Genomic DNA, 20,706 nt, shown 5'->3' with positions numbered 1-20,706 from the left:
TATACATACATAAATGACTGTATTGCAAAAATTTGTTCAAATATTCTTGATTAATGGACAATTTTGATCGCGTCTCGAGACGTCAGTCGGGCCACGATCGAACGCTGCCGATCACGGGTCGATCACCTCGGAGACGTGTTTCCCGCGATCGTCGTTATGTCTGATTTCGGACTCAAGTCGTGAAATAACCGTTTTCGGAGACAAAGTCGCGTCGTGGTCGCGAACGCCGTCGACCGTCGCCGGATCGAAGGAGAGATCGAGCCCGTCGTAGATCCGCGACGTCAGCCTCGCGATCTCGGCGACGTCCTGGACGATCAGGATCGCGGCGGTCAGCGCGCAGTCGGTGGTGACGCGCTGGGCGACGCCGCAGACCTTCCCGTCGATCATCAACGAATGGTCCCCCGGACACCAGCTGTTCGGCGGCTCCCCCTCGCTGACCTCTGCGTGCGTTCCGCGAAGGGCTCCCTGCACCCACGAGCGAAGCCGATCGTATCGTTCGGGGATCGCGAACCGGCGTTCGGCCGCGGGGGCGATCCAGGCGATCGAAACCGTGGTGCCCGTATGGACGACTGCCCGGCCGCCGACCGCCCGTTCGCGGACCGCGTAGCCGGCGTCGGAGACGTGCTCCCGGACGTCCGCATATCCGTCCCGCGTCGCGTCGCGCCGACCGAACGCGACGTGTTTCGGCGGCCGCCAGACCCGGACGACCGAGTCGCCGGATGCCGCACAGCGATCGAGCAGGGTCGCGGTGGCCCGCGCGTCGCGGTCGACGGCGTCGAAGCCGCCACGAACGACGTTCATACGCCGTCGGTCGGGGAGCGTGCGATATCGGCGTTATGGTCCGGCCGCGTCGATGCGGAGGTCGACGTCGCACCCGGACCGGGAGTCGGCGACCGCACGGCTACTCGAAGATCTTCCCGGGGTTCAGGATCCCGTTGGGATCCATCGCGCGCTTGATCCGCTCCATCACGTCGACGGTCGCCCGATTGAACTCCTCGGGGAGGTACTCCCGTTTTCCCATCCCGACGCCGTGTTCGCCGGTGCAGGTGCCGCCGAGTTCGATCGCGTGGCGGACGATCTCCGAGTCGACGCGTTTCCCGAGCGCGCGGTGCTCCTCGTCGCCGACGCGAACCATCACCGTGTAGTGGACGTTGCCGTCCCCGGCGTGGCCGAAGCAGGGGATCTCGAGGTCGTGTTCCGCCTCGAGCGTCGAGATGTGGTCGATCAGATCCGCGTACTTGCTGATCGGGACGGTGACGTCGCCGGAGGTGAGCATCGTGAGGTCCGGGTCGTAGTGTTTCAGCGCGGAGGCCATCTCCTCGCGCACCTCCCAGAGGCGCTCCATCTCGGGGCCGGACTCGGTGATCGTGACGTCCTCGACGTCGTAGTCGTTCAGAATGGCGGTGAAGAACTCGACCTCCGTCTCGACGTGGTGGTTCGCGTGGAACTCGACGAACGCCATCGGGACGTCCGGCAGGTCGGCGTCGAGGTAGCGGTTCGCCATCGCCGCGCTCAGCTCGTCGATGAGCTCGATCTTGGCCACGTCGACCCCGGACTGGACCACGTCGGCGATGGCGGCCGACGCCTCGGTGCGGTTCGGGAAGACGACCCGCCCGCCCCAGACCTGCTCGGGGATCCCCGCGAGCTCGAGCGTCGCCTCGGTGACGACGGCCAGCGTCCCCTCGCTGCCGACGAGCAGGTCCATCAGGTTGTAGCCCGCGGACGTCTTGCTCGCCGTGCTCCCGGTCTCGATCACCGTCCCGTCGGCGAGCACGGCCTCGAGCCGGAGGATCCAGTCGTGGATCTCCCCGTACTTGACCGTCTGCATCCCGCTGGCGTCGTTCGCGATCATCCCGCCGATCGTCGAGATCTTCCCCGAGGACGGCAGCGGCGGGAAGAACAGCCCGTGTTCGGCCACGGCGTCGTTGACGGCCGACCCCAGCGCGCCGGGCTGGACGTCGATCTGGAAGTCCTCGGGACGGACGTCAAGGACGTCGTCCATCCGCGTCATGTTCATGCTGATCCCGCCCTCGACCGGGACCGCGTGCCCCTCGAGGCTGGTGCCGGCCGCGTACGGCGTGACGGGGATCCCCCGGTCGTTCGCCGCCGCGAGGACGCTCGAGACGTCCGCGACGGATTCCGGCCAGACGACGACGTCCGGCGGGTGTTCCTCGCCGGACACCGTTCCCCAGTCGCTGGCGTGGTCGGTCAGGGACTCGCGGGTGGTCGCGATCTGCGACGCCGCGAGCGAGGTCTCGTGGAGGAACTCGATGTCCATGTGTGGTGGTCTCACGCGATACGCCTACTTATAAGACTCGACTGCCGAAGGAGGGCGAGGCGGAACGGGCCGGCCGGACCGGACGGACGGTCAAACCATCCGAACGCTCGTCGAACCGATCACGCCATCGGGAACACCGTCGCCACGATCAGCGTGATGATCAACCCGGTGACGGACATCACCAGGCCGACGAACGAGAACGTGCGGAGCGTCTCGTCCTGCTCGAGCCCGCCGATCTCGTTGATGATCCAGAACGGGCTGGAGTTGTGCCACGCGAAGAACATCGCGCCGGTGCCGATCGTCAACAGCAGGTAGACCGGATGGACGGCGAGCTGGTCGACGAAGGAGGACATGATCGTCGCGCCAGTGATCATCGCGACCGTCAGCGATCCGGTCGAGACGATCAGCACGGCGGCGATGAGCCACGCGGTGACCAGCGGACCGACGCCGAGGTTCTGCATCACGCTCACGAGGAAATCGCCGACGCCGGCCGATCCGAGCATCGCACCGAAGGCGCCGCCGGCCGCCGTGATCGCGATGATGTTGCCGCCGTCCTTCAGCGCGGTGACGAGCTCGTCGTGAAACGCCTCGAGGTCGCCCTCCTGGAACCGATAGAACGTCCAGATCGACGCCAGCGCGGCGACCGTCAGCGCGATGTTCGCGTCGCCGAAGAACGTCGTGACCGGGATCACCGGGGATCCCTCCGGGAGGACGTTCGACGCGATCGTGCTCGTCGCGACGAGGATCACCGCGAGCCCGATCGGCGCGAACGCCTCGAGGAAGCTCGGCAGCTCCGCGTTCGACCGCTCCATCGTCTCGTTGAGGTCCTCCACGGTCGTCCCGAGCGCCTCCCGGAGCGGGACGTCCATCCGGGCGTCGATCCACCGGCCGTAGACGAGGCCGCCGATGACCGAGGTCGGGAACCCGATCAACAGCCCCGCGATGATGACCGTGCCCAGGTCGATCCCGAACTCGCCGGCGACGGCGATCGGTCCGGGCGTCGGCGGAACCAGGGCGTGGGCGGCGAAGGCGCCACCGATGATCGCCGTGGTGTACAGCCCCATCTTCTCGCCGGTTCGAGCCCGCATCGCCCGGGCGATGGGCGCGAGCAGGTAGAACACGGTGTCGAAGAACACCGGGATCGACAGCACGAAGCTGCTTCCGAGCAGCGTCACGTCCTCGCGACCCTCGCCGATCGTCGAGTGGAATCCCCGAACGATCCGGTCGGCGGCCCCGCTCTCGATCAGACACTTGCCGATGAGAGCGGCCATCAGGATCGGGATCCCGACCGCTCCCAGTATCGAGCCGAAGGTGTTCGCCGCCGACGACGGAATGTCGGCCAGCGCCACGCTCGGGGAGATGAGACCGACGCCGAACGTGGCGAGGATCAACGCGAGAAACGCCGGCAGGTTCAGTCGCATCATGAACAGGACCACGAGCCCGATCCCGATCGCCAGCACCACGATGGGGTTCAGGATCGTGTCGACGACGAGCGGTGCACTCCCTGTTAACGAGTCTATTGGTAGCATCCGGCTAGAACGATGCGAAACACCAAATAAATAACTTACGAATGTTATATTCATCGACCGGCGCGGAGTCGACCGGTTCGGTCGAAAAGTGGGTGCCGCGCGGGACCGGTCGCCGGCGTCAGTACTCGACGGTCTCGGCGATCGCCTCCTCGATGCGGGGCGGGTGCGGGATGTAGTAATCCTCCATCGACAGCAGCGGCACCGGGGTGTCGAACCCGGTGACCCGGCGCACCGGCGCCTCGAGGTACGCGAGCGCCTCGTCGTTGATCGTCGCGATCAGCTCGCCGGCGAATCCGCCGCTCTTGGCGGCCTCGTGGACCACCACGCAGCGGCCGGTCTTTCGCACCGACTCGACGACGGTCTCCCGGTCGAGCGGGGAGATCGACCGGAGGTCGATCACCTCCGCGTCCACGTCCGGCAGCTCCGCGAGCGCCTCCAGCGTGTTGTGCATCATCGCGCCCCACGCGATCACCGTCACGTCCCGGCCCTCCCGGCGGACAGCGGCCTCGCCCAAGGGGGTCGTGTGTTCGCCCTCCGGCACCTCCTCGCGGAACGACCGGTAGACGTGTTTCGGCTCCATGAACAACACCGGGTCGGGGTCGCGGATCGCGCTGGTCAACATCCCCTTCGCGTCCGCAGGCGTGCTCGGGATCGCCACCTTCAGTCCCGGTATATGGCCGTAGGCCGCCTCCAGGCTCTCCGAGTGGTGTTCGAGCGCACGGACGCCGGCGCCGTAGGGGGTTCGCACCGTCATCGGCGCGGTGATCTCCCCGCGGGTGCGCCACCGGATCCGGCTCGCATTCGTCACGAGCTGGTCGAACGCCGGCGGCAGGAACCCCGAGAACTGGATCTCCGCGACCGGCCGGTAGCCGTGGGCGGCCAGCCCGATCGCGGCCCCGACGATCGCGATCTCCGAGAGGGGCGTGTCGAGCACGCGGTCCTCGCCGAACTCCTCGAGGAGCCCCTCGGTCGCCCGGAACACGCCGCCGGACTCGGCGACGTCCTCGCCGAAGACCACGGTCCGGTCGTCGCTCGCCATCTCCTCGTGTAGCGCGTCGTTTATCGCCTCGATGATCGTTGCCTGCATGATTACCCCTTGGGCCGGTGCTCGATGTGGTCGTGCATCTCGGGCCGCCGATCGAGCAGGTCGCGGAACTCCTCGAGCTGTCGCTCCAGCTCGGGCGTCGGCTCCGCGTGGACGTACCGGAACAGCTCCGCGACGTCGCGCTCCGGATAGGCGTCGGCCGCCGCGACCGCCTCGTCGAACAGCTCGCTTACCTCCTCCCGGATCGCCTCCTCGTCGACCGCCTCGAGCAGGCCGCGATCCGCCAGGAACGACCGGTACCGCTCGACCGGGTCCCGGCGCTCCCACTCCTCGACCTCCTCGTCCTCCCGGTACCGCGTCGGGTCGTCGCTCGTGGTGTGGGCCGCCCGCCGGTAGGTCACCGCCTCGACGAGGACGGGATCGCCGGCGAGGGCGCGCTCGCGAGCCGTCGCGACCGCGTTGTACACCGCCAGGACGTCGTTACCGTCGACCCGGATCCCGTCCATCCCGTAGGCGATCGCCTTCTGAGCCACCGTGTCGGCGGCGGTCTGCTCCTCGAAGGGCATCGAGATCGCGTACTGGTTGTTCTGGGTGAAGAAGACCGCCGGAACGCCGAGCACGCCCGCGAAGTTGATCCCCTCGTGGAACGCGCCGGTGGAGGTCGCTCCGTCGCCCAGGTTGACGAACGAGACCGCGTCCGACCCGTCGAGCTTCTGCCCCCACGCCTTCCCGGTCGCGACCGGGATGTGGGAGCCGATCGAGATCGCGAACCCGAAGACGTTGGCGCCCTCCATCCGCGAGGCGTCCTCGACGCCGCGCCAGTACAACAGGAGGTCCCGCATCGAGAGGCCGTGCATCAGGAGCGCGCCCGCCTCCCGACCGTACGGGAAGATCCAGTCGTCGTCGGTCAGCGCGAAGGCGCTGCCGATGATGCTCGCCTCCTGCCCCTGGCCGGAGGCGTAGGTGCCGAGCAGTCCGCGGCGCTGGAGCTTCGTCGCGCGCTCGTCGAAGGTTCGTTGCAGCACCATCCAACGATAGAGGTCGAGAAACCGGTCGTCCGCGAGGTCGGGGACCGCCTCGGGGTCGACGACCGATCCGTCGGCGTCGACCACCCGATGCGTGGCGACGTCGACGTCGCGTTCCGAGACGGCCGCGACGTCGGCATCGGTCGATCCCGGCGACTCGGGACGTGACTGTTCGTTCATGCGACTACGATCACGGTCGAACAGGACCGTAATATGTGTTCCGGTGGGTCCCGTTCCGGTTCCCGTGGCAACCGATCAGCGATTGAGGGTGTGGATCGCCTGCCCCATCGCGTTCTCGGCCGCCTCCATCACGGCCTCCGAGAGGGTTGGATGCGTGTGGATCGTCCCGGCGACGTCCGCCAGGGTCGCTCCCATCTCGATCGCGAGCCCGATCTCGGCGATCAGCTCGGACGCCTCCGGAGCGACGACCTGCCCGCCGAGGACGTAGCCGCTCGGCTCGTCGGCGACGATCCGGACGAACCCGTCGGTTTCGTCCATCGTGAGCGCGCGACCGCTCGCGCGAAGCGGCATCTCGCCGACCACCGTGTCGAACCCCTCCGCGGTCGCCTCCGCCTCGGTGAGTCCGACCGTCGCGATTTCGGGGTCGGTGAACACGGCGCTCGGGACGGCCTGCGCGTCGAGGGCGGCCGGCTCGCCGGCGATGGTCTCGGCGGCGACGATCCCCTCGCGGCTGGCCGCGTGGGCGAGCATCGGGTCGCCCGCCACGTCGCCCACGGCGAAGACGTGATCGAGGTCGGTCCGTCCCTGCGCGTCCGTCTCAAGGAAGCCGTCCGCGTCGGGCTCGAGGCCGGCCGCGTCCAGTTCGAGCGTGTCGGTCACCGGCTCGCGCCCGACCGCGACCAGCACGCGGTCAGCCGCGTAGACCGATTCCTCGCCGTCCTCGGTTTCGGTGACGACCTCGATCCCGTCGGCGGTCTCGCGCCGGTCGCTGGCGCCCTCGCCGAACGAGAACTCGATCCCCAGCTCCTCCGCACGCGAGCGAACGACGCGTTTCACGTCGTCCTCGTAGGTCGGGAGCACGTCGTCGAGCATCTCGACCACCGTCACGTCGGCGCCGAGCTTCGCGAACGTCGTGGAAAGCTCCATCCCGATGTACCCCGCACCGACGACCACGAGGTGGTCGGGAACGGTTTCGGCGCCGAGCGCGTCCCGCGAGGACCAGACCGCCTCCTCGGCGTACGGGAAGTTCGGGACCTCGATCGGTCGGCTCCCGGTCGCGACGATCGCGTGCTCGAACTCGACGGACTCCATCCCCTGGCCGTCGCCGCCGTGGGCGATCCGGGCGGTGTGCTCGCCGGAGAACGCGGCGGTGCCCTCGATGAGGGTCACGCCGTTCGCCTTGCAGAGCTTCTCGACGCCGCCGGTAAGCTGGTCGACGACGCCGTCCTTCCAGTCGGCCAACGCCGCGGCGTCGACCGCCGGATCGGCGTGGATGCCCAGCGCCTCGGCGGTGCCCGCCTCGTGGGCCACGTCCGCCGCGTGGATGAGCGCCTTCGAGGGGATGCAGCCGTGGTTCAGACAGGTCCCGCCGTAGGCGTCCTTCTCGACGAGCGTCACGTCGAGGTCGCGCTGTGCGGCGCGGATCGCGGCCACGTAGCCGCCGGGGCCCCCGCCGATGACCAATACGTCAGTGCCGGTCGTCACGTCTCCCATAACCATGATTACTCGAGCAACAGCAGGTCCGGATCGTTCAGGTACCGGGTTACCTCGTTCGTGAACCGTGCGGCGTCGGCGCCGTCGACCACGCGATGGTCGACCGACATCGAGACGGTCAGCAGGTCGCGGGGAACCACCTCGCCCTCGTGGACCGCCGGCTTCCGCTTGATCTCGCCGAGCGCCAGGATCCCCACCTCGGGGTAGTTGATGATCGGCGAGGCGTGTTCGCCGCCGATCGCCCCCAGGTTCGTGATCGTGAACGTGCTCCCCTGCAGCTCCTCGGGGGAGATCGTCCGGTTGCGCGCACGGGCAGCGAGGTCCCGAACCTCGGCGGCCAGCTCGAGGAGCCCCTTCTCGTCGGCGTTCTCGACGACGGGCACCATCAATCCGGCGTCGGTCGCGACCGCGATGCCGATGTCGTAGCGGTCGTGGACGACGATCTCCTCGGCCTCCTCGTCGAGCTCCGCGTTGAGGATGGGCTGTGCCCGCAGCCCCGCCACGACCGCCTTGATCACGAACGGCAGGTAGGTCAGCCGGGGCTCGTCCTCGGCGGTCGCCGCGGTCAACCGCTCGCGGATCGCCACGAGGTCGGTCACGTCGACCTCGTCGTGATGGCTGACGTGCGGGGCAGTGTACTTCGCGGTGGCCATCCGCTCGCCGATGGTCCGCCGGACGCCGCGGTACGGGATCCGGTCGCCCGGTCGGGTCGCGTCCGTATCCGATTGCACTGTGTCCGCGTCCGATTGCGTTGCGTCCGCGTCGGCGCCCGTCTCGCCGGCCGCGTAGGCGCGCACGTCGTCGGGCGTGACGTACGCCTCGCCGTCGCGCCGTTCGCTGGCGGGCACGGCGTCGATGTCGACGCCCTCCTCCCGAGCGATCCGCCGGGTCGCCGGCATCGCGAGGGTCCGATCCCGGTCGGCCGTCCCGCTCGAATCGCCCCCGCCCGACGTCGTCGCCGATCGACTTCGATCCGCCGTTCCGGCGTCCTCGGGGGCCGCCTGCGTTCGTCCGTCATCATCGGTCGATCGCGCCCGTGCGTCGATGGCCGCACGGAGGTCGGCCGCCGTGATCCGGCCGCCGGGCCCGCTGCCGGAAACGCTCGCGGGATCGACGCCCGCCTCCCGGGCGGCCGTGCGTACGCTCGGCGGCGCGAACACGCGACCGGTCGCGACGTCGGTCGTGTCGGCGCCTTCGGCCTCCGCGGCGTCGTCACCGGCGACATCGTCACCGGCGACGTCTTCGGCGCTCGTGGCGTCCTTGGCGCTCGCGGCCTCGTCCCCGACTGCGGCGTCCTCGGCGCCGGGGTCGGCCGACCCCTCGTCGACGCTCGCCGACTCCTCATCGACGTCGAAGGTCACGATCACGTCGCCGACCGGAACGACCTCGCCCTCCTCGGCGTGCAGCCGGGAGACGACGCCGTCGTACGCCGCGGGGATCTCGACGATCGCCTTGTCCGTTTCCACCTCGGCGACGGACTGGTCCTCCTCGACGCGCTCGCCCTCCTCGACGAGCCAGGCGACGAGTTCGCCCTCGGCGACGCCCTCGCCGACGTCGGGCAACGCGAATTGGGTTTCTCCCATCTCGATCGGAGGTCTTGCTCCCGAGATATATCTTCTTCGGTGACCGCGACCGCTTCGCGGCCACATCTCGCCGCCGTTCCTCCAGTCCAGCACGTTCACTATCGATGAAAAGGTATTTGATAACACACCGGATATGGGATGCATATGGCCGGAACCACCAAGACGATCGGCGCCGTCGAGCGAGCGTTCGACATCGTTGAAGCTCTGGAACGACTCGAGAGCGCGGGGGCGTCCGCGGTCGCGGAGGAGCTGTCGCTGTCGAAGAGCACGGCGTACACGCATCTCCACACGCTCCACGAGCAGGGCTATCTGCACAAGACGGACGGGGAATACCGGTTGAGCGGCCAGTTCCTCCGTCTCGGAACGACGGTGCAACAGGGGTATCCGGTCTACCGACACGGACGAGCGCACGTCGAGGAGCTGGCGGACCGAACCGGAGAGCGGGCGAACCTCGTCGTCGAGGAGCGGGGGAAGGGCACCTGCGTCCACGCGGCGAACGCCAGCGGAAGAACCGATGGCGCGATGATTCGAGGCGAACGACGCCATATGCACGCGACCGCCACCGGCAAGGCCTTGCTCGCGCACCTCCCCGCGGAACGCGTCGACGAGATCGTGGAGACGCACGGCCTGCCGTCGTTCACCGACCACACGATCACCTCGCGGGAGGAGCTCGAATCGGAGCTGGCCGAGATCCGGGAAACCGGGATCGCGATCGACGCCGAGGAGAGCATCGACGGCCTGCGCTGTCTCGCCGCCCCGATACTCGTGGAGGGAACCGCGTACGGGTCGGTCAGCGTCTCGGGGCCGGCACGCGAGTTCGCCGACCCGGAACGCGACGCCGAACTGTCCGAGGCCGTCCGGAAGGCGGCCAACGTCATCGAGCTCGACTTCGTCTTCGAGTGAGCGTCGGGAGCTGCCCCGCGGAACGGACGTCGTTCAGTATTGTTGAACGAACGGTCGATGATGATGACGTCATATGATGCGGACGGGGCGACGACGTTTCAAGCAAACTATTACAACCGTACGTTTGTTATGGATCTTGGGCAGGATATAAGTAATAAATACTATAAATATATAGAAGTATAATATTTATTAATTGTTTGGATGTCCCTTCACCAACGATCCGAGACGGGAGTCGAAGAGATGGGGGTTCTCCGTGACGCCACTGACTCCCTGAACCCATCGGGCCCCATCGATCGGGGACGTACGACGGAATAAACGGCCGGTTTACCGCGGAATATCGGTCGTTATGAAGCAACGTCAACGACGGTTCGGCTGGTCCAGGACGATCGACGAAGCGACGGACGCCGATGGTCTCCGACGCGACCCGCTCACCGATGGTCGCCTCAGTCGAACCGTCGGTGGTCGCCGCTCGTGAGCAACGATTCCGTAGAATGATATATAAAATAAATATATAGAATTAATAACTGATATGTGTTGGATGTCGGAAGATGCCACGCTTTGGATGAGGGAAGTGTACGCTTAACGCCCACCCCGCCCTGAATGACCCCGTCTTCTCGGTCGACTCCTCTGACCGACGCCGGCCGCAGCTGACAGACGCCGAAACGCCAGCCGATGGATTATATCCCGAGCAGCCGTAGGAAGGAGTATGCGCGAACTCGTCTTCGCTCTCGAATACGAGCCGGGGTGCAACGAGGTGGCGGACGCGCTCGCCGAGCATCCCGACGCCCGCGTCCGGTCGCTCTCGCTGCACGCCACCGCAGACCGTCTCTGGCGGGTCGACCACGCCGCCGGAACCCCCGATGCGCTCGACGCCATCGCGGACGCCTTCCGCGACGGCGACTACTACGCCGACTGCCTGGCGACCGACGACTGCGGCGCCACGCAGACCACCCGCGTCCTCGACCGCACGAGCGACACGCTCGTGCTCTACTCGGACTGGGAGCGCACCCCCGCCTGCGCGTCCGTCCCCCACATCGCTCGCGACCACCTCGGCGACGGCGTGCTGTTCGAGACGCGCCACGAGGGGCGCCACTACACCTGGCGTCTCATCCACTCCGGCGAGGGCGACGTCGCCGCGTTCTTCGACGCCCTCCGGACGGCGGTCGGGGAGTGCGCCAGGATGGAGATGCTCCGAACCGCCGACACGGCCGCATCCGCAGGAGGAAGCGAGGGTGACCGGAACGGCCTGGCGCCGGAACAGGAGGCCGCACTCGAAGCCGCCGTCGAACACGGATACTACGAGTCGCCGCGCGAGATCGACGTCGGCGAGCTGGCCGCACATCTCGGCGTGCCGCGGTCGACGCTCACCTACCGGCTCCGTCGGGCGGAGGAACGCCTGGCGAAGGCGCACGTCGCCGGCGAGTGGACCGCCGAGGAACGGTTGGCATCGCGCTGACGCCCGCGAGTTGGAACATTCCAACAAAGGTATATCGACGTCCCGCTCCTACGGCGTGGTAATGACGGAGACCTCGGATGCGGCAGGGTCGGCCAGCGGCGGCGGGCGGCGACGGGAACTGACCGCCCGCCTGGCCGTTCCCGAGATGGACTGTCCCTCGTGTGCACAGAAGGTCGACAAGAGCCTCCGGCGCGTCGACGGCGTCGTCGACGCCACGCTCCAGCCGACCACGGGCACGGCCACGGTCACCTACGATCCCGACCGCGTTACCGAGGCCGACGTCGTCCGGGCCATCGAGGGCGCGGGTTACGAGGTCGCCGCCGGCGACGGTGACGCCGCCACCGGCGAGACGTCGACCGGCGGGCCGGCGATCGCCCCTCCCTCGGAGGTTTGGACGAGCCCGCGAGCGCGGAAGACGTGGATCGGGGCGGGGTTGCTCGTCCTGGGACTTCTCTTCGAGTTCCTCCTGGCCGCGCAGAACGTCACGGTGGCGAGCGTTCTCACGCACCCCCTGCACGTGGCCGACGTGCTCTTTCTCGGCGCGGCCGTCGCCAGCGGCGTCCCCATCGTCCGCGGCGGCTACTACTCGGCGAAGAACCTGAGTCTCGACATCGACCTGTTGATGGGGACGGCGATCGTCGCCGCGACCGGCATCGGCTACTTCGTCGAGGCGGCGACGCTGGCGGTCCTGTTCAGCATCGCCGAGCTGCTCGAGGACTACGCGATGGACCGGGCACGGGACTCCCTCCGCGAGCTGATGGAGCTGTCGCCCGACGAGGCCACCGTCCGCCGCGAGGGCACGGAGACGACCGTCCCCGCCGAGGACGTCGCGGTCGGCGAGACGGTCGTCGTCCGTCCGGGCGAGAAGATCCCGCTCGACGGCACGGTCGTCGAGGGAGGAAGCGCGGTCGACGAGTCCCCGATCACCGGCGAGAGCGTGCCCGTCGACAAGGGCGTCGGCGACGAGGTGTACGCCGGCAGCATCACCCAGGAGGGCTACCTCGAGTTCGAGGCCACCGCGCCCGCCTCGGAGTCGACGCTCTCACGGATCATCGAGCTGGTGCAGGGCGCACAGGAGCAGAAGACCGACAAGGAGCAGTTCGTCGACCGATTCGCCGGGTACTACACGCCGACGGTCGTCGTCCTGGCGATTCTGACCGCCGTGCTCCCGCCGCTGCTCATCGGCGGCGGCGCCACCGTCAGTCTCGCCGGGGTCTCACACACCTTCGGCGGCGGGTGGGGGACGTGGTTCGTCCGCGGGCTCACCCTGCTGGTGATCGCCTGCCCGTGTGCGTTCGTCATCTCGACGCCCGTCTCCGTGGTGTCGGGGATCACGAGCGCCGCCAGGAACGGCGTCCTGATCAAGGGCGGCACCCACCTCGAGGCGATGGGCGAGGTGGACGCCATCGCGCTCGACAAGACGGGCACCCTCACCAAGGGCGAGCTCGCCGTCACCGACGTCGTGGCGCTCGGCGACGCGACCGACGCCGACGTGCTCCGGTACGCGGCCGCGCTGGAGGCGCGCAGCGAACACCCCATCGCCGAGGCGATCCTCGAGCGAGCGAGGGCGGCGGGCGCCGACGACGAGCTGCCGCCGGTCGAAGCGTTCGAGAGCATCACCGGGGAGGGGATCCGCGCGGACGTCGACGGCGAGACGTACTACGCGGGCAAGCCCGCCCTCTTCGAGGACCTGGGCTTCGACCTGTCGCACACGCACGCCCGCACTGACGGCGGCGCGGTCGTCGAGGCGACACGCGAGGAGTGCGAGCGCGACGACTGTGCGGACCTCGATGGCGGCGCGATCTCGCGGTTCGAGGCCGAGGGCAAGACCGTCATCCTCGTCGGTACGGAGTCCGAACTGCTCGGGATCGTCGCCATCGCCGACGAGGTGCGGCCGGCCGCCGAACGGGCGGTCGACCGGCTCCACGACCTCGGCGTCGCACACGTGGTGATGCTGACCGGCGACAACGAGGGAACGGCCCGCGCGATCGCCGAGCGCGTCGGCGTCGACGCGTACCGGGCGGAGCTGCTGCCCGAGGAGAAGGTCGACGCCGTGGAGTCGTTACGGGCGGAGTACGGCGACGTGGCGATGGTCGGCGACGGGATCAACGACGCGCCCGCGTTGGCGGCCGCCGACGTGGGGATCGCGATGGGCGCCGCCGGCACCGACACCGCACTCGAGACCGCCGACATCGCGCTGATGGGCGACGACGTCGGCAAGCTACCGTACCTCTACGCGCTCTCGCACACGGCGAACGGCGTGATCCGCCAGAACATCTGGGCGAGCCTCGGCGTGAAGGCGCTGCTCGCGCTCGGCGTCCCGCTGGGTCTGGTGAGCGTCGCCCTCGCGGTCGTGGTCGGCGACATGGGGATGAGCCTCGGCGTGACCGGGAACGCGATGCGGCTCTCGCGGATCGAGCCCGACCGGTTCTTCGACGCCTGAGAGCACGCGGACCGCCGGCCGACCGTCACGGGCAGCCAGCCACGATCACAACAGGAGGACCGCCGACGCGTACGCGAGCAGGAACGAGAGGGCGAACGACCCCGCCCACGCCCCCAGCGTCACGAGGATCTTTCGCGCGTCCACCGCGTCCCACCCGCCGACCGCGGCGCCGCTTCCGACGATGGCGCTGACGACGATCTCGTTGAACGAGACGGGAACGCCGAGCAGGACCGCCAGCTGCGCGATCAGAAACGACGGGACGAGCGCCGAGATGGAGCGCCGTGGCCCGAGAGACGAATAATCCTGTGCCAGCGATTTGATCATTCGAGGCGCGCCGGTCCACGAGCCCGCGAGCATCCCGAGGCCGCCGCCGACCAGCACCGCGACCGGCGAGACCACACCCACGGCGTCGGTCAGCGGAAGCAGCGGTCCGACCGCGAGCCCCACCTGGCTCCCGCCCGCGGAGAACGCGACGAGGGATCCGAGCGCGAGCAGCACGCGCCGCAGGCCGCCCTGCTCGTCGCGGCCGACGTCCCAGCGAACGAGGGCGGCGACGAGCAGCGCCGCACCGCCGGTGACGGTGGCCGCGGCGACGAGGTCAGCGACCGGAAGCACCTGGCGGCCGACGTCGCTGAGGGTTCCCGCGTCGGGTCCCCGACCGAGAACGCTGAACTCGACGTTCACGAGGACGGCGGCCACGACGCCGGCCAGCGCCGCCACGCTGTCGCGTTCGGGGACGTCCGGACGCGGGAGCACGCTGGCGATGCCGAAGGCGATGCCGCCGCCGACGACCGGCGTTAGCACCCAGACCGCGGCGATCTGCCGGTACTTCGGCCAGACCGGCGTGCCCCCGAGCGCGAGTCCGACCCCGATGACGGCCCCGGTCACCGTGAACGCGGTCGCGATCGGATAGCCCGTGACGATGCCGATCGCCATCAGTCCGGCGCCCAACAGCAACACCAGGATGACGCCGGCAACCGGCAGGCTACCGCCACCCACGAGGCCGGTTCCGACGGCCTCGGAGACGCTTGCACCCTGCGTGACGGCGCCGGCGAACCCGAAGATGCCGACCAGGAAGGCCGCCCGCATCGTCGCGATCGCGTTCGCGCCGACGGCGGGCGCGAACGGCGTCGCGCCGCTCGAGCCGGCGCCGATGACCCACGCCATAAACAGGCTGGCCAGCGCCGCGCCGACGAAGAGGGTGATGAGGGCGAGGTTCATGGAGCGCGTCGGCTCACTCCACACCCGCCACGGCGGCGTCACGGGGGTGATTGCGAGTCCGGCGGCGGTCGACGACGATCATGGTGGGTACTCACCGATACCGGACGAACGCACAAAAGGGTTCTTATAGAAATCCCATATATGCACAAGACTACTGGCGCGCGATATTCCGGCGATATTTATATAGTTTAAACTATTCTGAAGTACCATACCGGGCTAGATCCCTATGTAGTTGTTTGCCGTATGCACAAGAATCAACAATCTTTTAAACGGGTGGAGAGTATTGTGCGGTAGCTCCAAGACGAACGGAGCGGATACCAAATGAGTGACGCATTCGACATCACGGAGACGCTCGACGTGAAAGGCGCATCGTGCCCCATGCCGGTGGTGCAAACGAAATCAGCGATCGACGAGCTCGAGACGGGAGACGTGCTCGAGGTGCTGGCGACCGACCCGGGCAGCATGAGCGACATCGACGGGTGGGCGGCCGGAACCGAGGGCGTCGAACTCCTCGACCAGGCGGCGGGCGACGACGTGTACAAACACTACGTCCGCAGGACGGAGTGACGATGCGTTCGGACACGCCCGACGCAGCGGACACGTCCGAGGCAGCCGACGGCCCCGCCGAAGCGGACGCTCCCGACGCAACCGACGCGGCCGACGCGGCCGACGCCGTCACCGATTCCACCTCCTCCGACGCCGCAGCCGAGGCCCCCTCGCGTGCCGAGCTGGCCGCACGCGTCGAGGAACTCGAGGACGCGATCGCGGCGGCCACGGCCGACGACGACGGCAAGAAGATGAGCATCATCGCGACGAAGGGGACGCTGGACATGGCGTATCCGCCGCTCATCCTCGCCAGCACCGCCGCCGCGTTCGGCTACGAGGTGACCGTCTTCCACACGTTCTGGGGGCTCGACATCCTCCACGAGGAGCGCTCGAAGAACCTCAAACTCAGCTCCGTGGGCAACCCCAATATGCCCGTGCCGAACGTCGTCGGCGCGCTGCCCGGCATGGACCGCGTGACGACGTCGATGATGGAGAAGAAGATCGACGACAACGACACCGCCACCATCGAGGAGCTCATCGACACCTCCCTGGAGATGGGCGTGGAGTTCCAGGCCTGTCAGATGACCATCGACCTGATGGACTACGACGAGGACGACTTCTACGACGGCGTCACCACGGGCGTCGGCGCGGCGACGGCCATCCAGGACCTGGCCGAGGCCGACATCCAGCTGCTCGTGTGACCGCCACAGCTTTCGGAGAGCGCCGCGAGTACCCATCCGATGAGCGACGAGACCCTCACCGATCGACTGCCGCTCGTTCCGGGCGCCGTCGCGGGCGCCGGCGCATACCTGCTCGGCTACCTCCTGACGTATCTCTGGCAGGGCAGCGCCGTCGAGGAGCAGCTCCAGGGGATCAACGTCATCGCCGACCTGCTCGGCGGCGAGCCGATCGCCGTCTGGCAGGGCGTCGGCTGGCTCTTTTATAACGCCCACTTCGTTCGGACGCGCGCCGAGGGCGTGATCGGGGGGACGCGGTCGTGGAACGCCATCGCGGCGGCCGACGACGGAACGCTCACGCTGTTGTACCTCGTTCCCGTGCTCCTGCTGGTCGCCGTCGGCGCCCTCCTTGCCCGCGTCGCGACCGCCGAGACGCCCGGAGACGGCGCCATAGCCGGCACGGCGGCGGTCGTCGGCTACCTCCCGCCGGCAGTCGTTGGGGCGGTCGTCTTCACCTACGACGGCTCGGTCGCTCCGGACCTCGTGACCGCGGTCCTGCTCGCGGGCATCGCGTACCCGGTCGTGCTCGGCGCGATCGGCGGAGCGGTCGGCGGCGTGGCCGGCGGGAAGTGAGACCGGACCGGTGACGGCGAAGAGTGAAGCGGGACTCATCACGCGTCGACCGGTCACGCGTCCGCCCGTCCGCCGCCGAACCGCTCGAGCGCGAGGTGGACGACGACGCCGAGAAGGAAGGCGACGCCGAGGTTCACGACGAGCGCCGCGAGGCCGATCGCGACCGAGAGCGCGAGGTTCGAGGACTGCCGGACGCTCCCGGCCAGCGACAGCGAGACGACCGCGAGCAGGGCCCCCAGAAGCGCGAGCGGGAACGCCGCCAGCAGGCTCGCCGTCGCGAACGGCGCGGCGAGGAGGTAGCCGGCGCCGAGATACACGTTCGCGCCGCCGGTCCGGGCGCCGAAGGCGTGTTTCCCGGCGACGCCGTCGCAGCCGTGGCACATCGGGATCCCGCCGATCGGCACCGCGAGGAGGTTCATCGCGCCCATGCTCGTCGAGAGGTCGTCCGCCGAGACCTCGGCGTCGAAGCGGTCGGCGAACAGCAGCGAGGTCGCGAGGGCGGCGTTGCCGATCGTCATCGCGAGCTGCGCGACCATCCCCTCGGCCGCACCCCGGGTGACGCCGTCGGCGAGGGCCGGCAACGGCGGGAGGCCGGGAAGCGTCGGTGCCGGGAGGCCGGCGGTCCAGACCGCCGCGCCGACGCCGACGGCCAACACGGCGAGCGCGCTGGCGTGCCCGTACCCGACCGCGACCGCCAGAACCGCGACCGCGACCCCGGCGGCGGCCACGGTCGGGTCGCCGACCGCGAGGCCGACCGCCGTCTCGAACAGGACCAGCCCGACGGCCAGCTGGACGCCCCGGACGACCGGCTCGCCGATCCACTCCTCGAGAAGCGCGAGCGTGCCCGAGCGACCGATGACGAGGAGCACGACGCCCAAAAGCAACCCCGAGAGGGCCAGCTCCGCGTAGCTCAACGCACCCGCCACCCCGAGGGCTGCCAGCGCCTTCATCGGCTCGACCGAGACGGGGAGCCCGTAGACGACGCCCCAGACGACCTGGAAGAGCCCGAAGGCGACGAGCACGTGCGGCAGGGAGACCTCGGTCACCACCGCGAGCGCGACGACGAGCGGGAGGACCGTAATCGAATCACCTATCGCGCCCGTCACCTCGTTCGCGGAGAACGACAGTCGATCCCGATCGCGGTCGTGGAGCAGAGAGGCCACCGTACCGCGGTATTCGCCCGATGAACTTGAGCGTGTCCGGAAACCGTTCGCAGCCACGTATTTATCCGTTCGAAACCGATATCAGGTACGCGGTGTTCGCGCACACGACGAGTACCCCGTGCCCGCGCGGACGGTTTATCCGGGCGCCGACCGTACCGCCAGCCATGGACGACTTCGACGCCATCGCTCGGGCGGCGGTCGCCGCGGCCGAGGCGGCCGACGGGATGGATCCGGCGATCGTCGAGGACGCGATCCGGTACGCACGCGAGGAGCGGGGAACCGGCCAGTCGCGGTACCGGAGTCTCCTCGTCGACGTCGCCGGCGCGGACGGGGCCGACGAGCCGGTTCGATCCGAAAGCGCGGCCGGCGCTCCCACCACCACGGACCGCCAGCGTGCCGCGTACGCGAGGCTCCGGGACCACGTCGAGCGGAGACGAGGACGGGAGTCCGACGTGGACGGTCTCTTCGATTGATCGGCGGAGATTGCGCGGCTACGACCGGGTTCCGACGCCGGCAAGCGCCGCCACGGTTGGGACGCTTATGCCGTCGGGGGGCGAAACGCGACCGAATGGCCCCCGTCAGCGTCGCCGCCGGTGCCCGCCTCCATTTCGGCTTCGAGAACCTGAGCCTGGAACACGAGCGGCTCTACGGAGCGCTGGGCGTGGCGCTCGACGAGCCGGCGGTCGAGCTTGCGGCCGAGCCAGCGGACGCCGTGGCGGTGAGGGACGACGGGCGCGGCGGCGCGGACGCGCCGAGCACCGAGACGGTGGCCGACGTCCGCAGCTACGCCGAGCTGGCGTGTGAACTCCTGAACGTTCCGGGAGCCGCGATCACGGTCCGGGCGGCGATCCCCCGCCACGTCGGGCTCGGCAGCGGGACTCAGCTCGCGCTGGCGACGATGGCGGCCGTCGCGCGGGCACACGACCGCGAGGCGGCCGTCCGCGAGCGTGCGCCGGACCTCGGCCGCGGCGGGCGGTCGGGGATCGGCGTCGCGGCATTCGAGGCGGGCGGATTCGTCCTCGATGCCGGCCACCCGACCTCGCGGTTCACGACCCATCGGCCGCCGGTCGGCGAGTGGACGGTACCGGCGGTCGCCGCGCGGCACCCGATCCCCGACGACTGGCGGTTCCTCCTCGTGCTCCCGGACGCCGAGCCCGGACGGAACGGCGAGGACGAGGACGAGAGCATCCGGGCGGCGGTCGAGCGCGCGGACCCCGACGTCGCCGACCGGATCGCCGGGATCGTGGCGCGGCGCGTCCTCCCGGCGGTCGCCGACGGGCGGGCGGACGCCTTCGGCGAGGCCGTCGCGGCGGTGGGGCGACTCAACGGGACGTGGTACGCCGACGAGCAGGGCGGCGTCTACCGCCCGCCGGTCGGCGAGATCGTCGCGTCCCTGTCGGACGCGCCGGCGGTCTCCGGCGCCGGACAGTCCTCGTGGGGGCCGGCCGTCTACGGGGTGACCGACGCCGAGCACGCGGCGGCCGCGCTCGAGGCGGGCGAGGACGCGCTGGCGGCCGCCGGCGTGGACGGCGACGTCCGGATCGTGGCGGGCCGGAACCGCGGCGCGCGGGTGGAACGACGGCGCGGGGATGGACCCACGGCGAATTGACCCCCTCCACGGCGTAACCGATAAACCACCCGCGCGCGCCTATCCGGTATGTCGAACGTGCCGTTCGGGGTCGCCCGGCTCGACTCGATCCTCGGCGGCGGCGCGCCGCCGGGAAGCGTCGTGTTGCTGTCGGGGGAGTCCGGCGCGGGCGCCCGCGAGTTCCTGTACACGAGCGCCGCGATGAACGTGCTCGCGCGGGCCGACGAGGAGCTCTTCGACCTGTATTACGGCGACCTGGAGGACTCCTCGGCGGTCCCGCCGGAGGTTCACTACGTCTCGTTCACCTCGGGGGAGGCGGCGATCGAGCGGGAGCTCGGCTACACGATGGCCGACGAGATCGCCGCGGCGGCCGCGGACGGGATCCGCTTTGCGGACCTGTCGACGCCGTACTTCCAGCTGAGCCCGATCCCGCGCGACTGGTACCACGGGGAGCCCTCGACGATCGGGGACCTCGGCGAGCGGGAACACCACGGGGACCTCCTCTCCGAGCTCGGCGAGTACCTCTCGGCGCACGCCGCGGGCAACCTGGTCGTGATCGACTCGGTCACCGACCTCGTCTCCTCGATCTCCGAGGAGATGGACTGGAACGACATCGCGATGGTGATGAAGGGACTCAAGAAGGCGGCCCACCACTGGGGCGGGCTGATCCTGCTTCTGGTCAACGAGGACACGCTCACCGACACCGAACGGGGGATCCTGATGGACTCGGTCGGCGGCACGTTCCGGTTCACCTGGGAGACGGGCGGGTCACAGCGTGCCCGGACGATGGTCGTCCGGGAGTTCCGGGGCGTCCTCTCCCGGCTCGAGGAGGAGAACATCATCCGGTTCGAGACGGAGATCCACGAGGGCGGCTTCGACATCACCGACGTCCGGAAGATCCGGTAGGCCGGTCGCGTCGACGGTCCGGATGGGTCCCAACGG

General features: G+C 69.2%; 18 protein-coding genes. 9 read left to right on the top strand and 9 right to left on the bottom strand.

The window, feature by feature from the left end; genetic code table 11:
* Window positions 1-111: 111 nt before the first annotated feature.
* The 7 genes from BLV25_RS03230 to BLV25_RS03200 all read right to left on the bottom strand — a co-directional run bounded on the left by BLV25_RS03230 (window position 112) and on the right by BLV25_RS03200 (window position 9,134).
* Complete coding sequence (locus BLV25_RS03230) at window positions 112-801, bottom strand: lipoyl protein ligase domain-containing protein (protein ID WP_092730821.1); 690 nt, start codon at window positions 799-801, stop codon at window positions 112-114.
* A 100-nt stretch (window positions 802-901) separates the two neighbouring features.
* The gene (locus tag BLV25_RS03225; RefSeq protein ID WP_021072487.1) at window positions 902-2,278 is read right to left on the bottom strand and encodes an FAD-binding oxidoreductase; all 1,377 of its coding nucleotides are present in this window, start codon (window positions 2,276-2,278) and stop codon (window positions 902-904) included.
* Window positions 2,279-2,397: 119 nt separating this feature from the next.
* Window positions 2,398-3,807, bottom strand: coding sequence for a GntP family permease (locus BLV25_RS03220; protein WP_092730819.1), 1,410 nt, complete (start codon window positions 3,805-3,807; stop codon window positions 2,398-2,400).
* A gap of 118 nt (window positions 3,808-3,925) precedes the next feature.
* A complete protein-coding gene (locus tag BLV25_RS03215) occupies window positions 3,926-4,894 on the bottom strand; it encodes an alpha-ketoacid dehydrogenase subunit beta (protein WP_092730817.1) in 969 nt (322 codons plus the stop codon).
* 2 nt (window positions 4,895-4,896) lie between these two features.
* Window positions 4,897-6,057, bottom strand: coding sequence for a pyruvate dehydrogenase (acetyl-transferring) E1 component subunit alpha (pdhA, locus tag BLV25_RS03210; RefSeq protein WP_092730815.1), 1,161 nt, complete (start codon window positions 6,055-6,057; stop codon window positions 4,897-4,899).
* A gap of 75 nt (window positions 6,058-6,132) precedes the next feature.
* Window positions 6,133-7,557 carry a dihydrolipoyl dehydrogenase gene (lpdA, locus tag BLV25_RS03205; RefSeq protein WP_092730813.1) on the bottom strand — a complete coding sequence of 475 codons (1,425 nt, stop codon included), beginning with the start codon at window positions 7,555-7,557 and terminating at the stop codon, window positions 6,133-6,135.
* A gap of 2 nt (window positions 7,558-7,559) precedes the next feature.
* Window positions 7,560-9,134, bottom strand: coding sequence for a 2-oxo acid dehydrogenase subunit E2 (locus BLV25_RS03200; protein WP_092730811.1), 1,575 nt, complete (start codon window positions 9,132-9,134; stop codon window positions 7,560-7,562).
* A 144-nt stretch (window positions 9,135-9,278) separates the two neighbouring features.
* Here BLV25_RS03200 and BLV25_RS03195 point away from each other — a divergent pair, with 144 nt between their 5' ends.
* The 3 genes from BLV25_RS03195 to BLV25_RS03185 all read left to right on the top strand — a co-directional run bounded on the left by BLV25_RS03195 (window position 9,279) and on the right by BLV25_RS03185 (window position 13,936).
* Entirely contained in the window at window positions 9,279-10,037 is a 759-nt protein-coding gene (locus tag BLV25_RS03195) for an IclR family transcriptional regulator (protein WP_176819427.1), read from the top strand.
* 706 nt (window positions 10,038-10,743) lie between these two features.
* Window positions 10,744-11,493 (top strand): helix-turn-helix domain-containing protein, encoded by a 750-nt coding sequence (locus BLV25_RS03190; protein WP_092730807.1) that lies wholly within the window; start codon window positions 10,744-10,746, stop codon window positions 11,491-11,493.
* A gap of 61 nt (window positions 11,494-11,554) precedes the next feature.
* On the top strand, window positions 11,555-13,936 hold the full coding sequence (locus tag BLV25_RS03185) for a heavy metal translocating P-type ATPase (RefSeq protein ID WP_092730805.1): 2,382 nt from the start codon (window positions 11,555-11,557) through the stop codon (window positions 13,934-13,936).
* A 45-nt stretch (window positions 13,937-13,981) separates the two neighbouring features.
* On the opposite strand, the gene BLV25_RS03180 is transcribed toward BLV25_RS03185, so the two are convergent.
* The gene (locus tag BLV25_RS03180; RefSeq protein WP_092730803.1) at window positions 13,982-15,157 is read right to left on the bottom strand and encodes an inorganic phosphate transporter; all 1,176 of its coding nucleotides are present in this window, start codon (window positions 15,155-15,157) and stop codon (window positions 13,982-13,984) included.
* A 321-nt stretch (window positions 15,158-15,478) separates the two neighbouring features.
* On the opposite strand from BLV25_RS03180, the gene BLV25_RS03175 reads away from it, so the two are divergent.
* The 3 genes from BLV25_RS03175 to BLV25_RS03165 are packed head-to-tail and all read left to right on the top strand — an operon-like array spanning window position 15,479 to window position 17,013.
* Entirely contained in the window at window positions 15,479-15,724 is a 246-nt protein-coding gene (locus BLV25_RS03175) for a sulfurtransferase TusA family protein (RefSeq protein WP_092730801.1), read from the top strand.
* Window positions 15,725-15,726: 2 nt separating this feature from the next.
* Complete coding sequence (locus BLV25_RS03170; protein WP_256335641.1) at window positions 15,727-16,404, top strand: DsrE/DsrF/DrsH-like family protein; 678 nt, start codon at window positions 15,727-15,729, stop codon at window positions 16,402-16,404.
* A gap of 39 nt (window positions 16,405-16,443) precedes the next feature.
* Window positions 16,444-17,013: a hypothetical protein gene (locus BLV25_RS03165; protein WP_021074447.1), complete on the top strand. Its 570-nt coding sequence runs from the start codon at window positions 16,444-16,446 to the stop codon at window positions 17,011-17,013.
* Window positions 17,014-17,066: 53 nt separating this feature from the next.
* On the opposite strand, the gene BLV25_RS03160 is transcribed toward BLV25_RS03165, so the two are convergent.
* Window positions 17,067-18,176 carry a putative sulfate/molybdate transporter gene (locus tag BLV25_RS03160; RefSeq protein ID WP_394327110.1) on the bottom strand — a complete coding sequence of 370 codons (1,110 nt, stop codon included), beginning with the start codon at window positions 18,174-18,176 and terminating at the stop codon, window positions 17,067-17,069.
* A 164-nt stretch (window positions 18,177-18,340) separates the two neighbouring features.
* Here BLV25_RS03160 and BLV25_RS03155 point away from each other — a divergent pair, with 164 nt between their 5' ends.
* The 3 genes from BLV25_RS03155 to BLV25_RS03145 all read left to right on the top strand — a co-directional run bounded on the left by BLV25_RS03155 (window position 18,341) and on the right by BLV25_RS03145 (window position 20,670).
* On the top strand, window positions 18,341-18,649 hold the full coding sequence (locus BLV25_RS03155) for a hypothetical protein (protein ID WP_092730799.1): 309 nt from the start codon (window positions 18,341-18,343) through the stop codon (window positions 18,647-18,649).
* 95 nt (window positions 18,650-18,744) lie between these two features.
* Window positions 18,745-19,785: a beta-ribofuranosylaminobenzene 5'-phosphate synthase family protein gene (locus BLV25_RS03150; protein WP_039399787.1), complete on the top strand. Its 1,041-nt coding sequence runs from the start codon at window positions 18,745-18,747 to the stop codon at window positions 19,783-19,785.
* A gap of 48 nt (window positions 19,786-19,833) precedes the next feature.
* Window positions 19,834-20,670 (top strand): RAD55 family ATPase, encoded by an 837-nt coding sequence (locus BLV25_RS03145; RefSeq protein WP_039399784.1) that lies wholly within the window; start codon window positions 19,834-19,836, stop codon window positions 20,668-20,670.
* Window positions 20,671-20,706: the final 36 nt, after the last annotated feature.

This window comes from Halopenitus persicus (assembly GCF_900107205.1).
In the GTDB taxonomy this organism is placed as follows: Archaea; Halobacteriota; Halobacteria; order Halobacteriales; family Haloferacaceae; genus Halopenitus; species Halopenitus persicus.
This window is presented reverse-complemented; position numbering and strand designations above follow the sequence as displayed.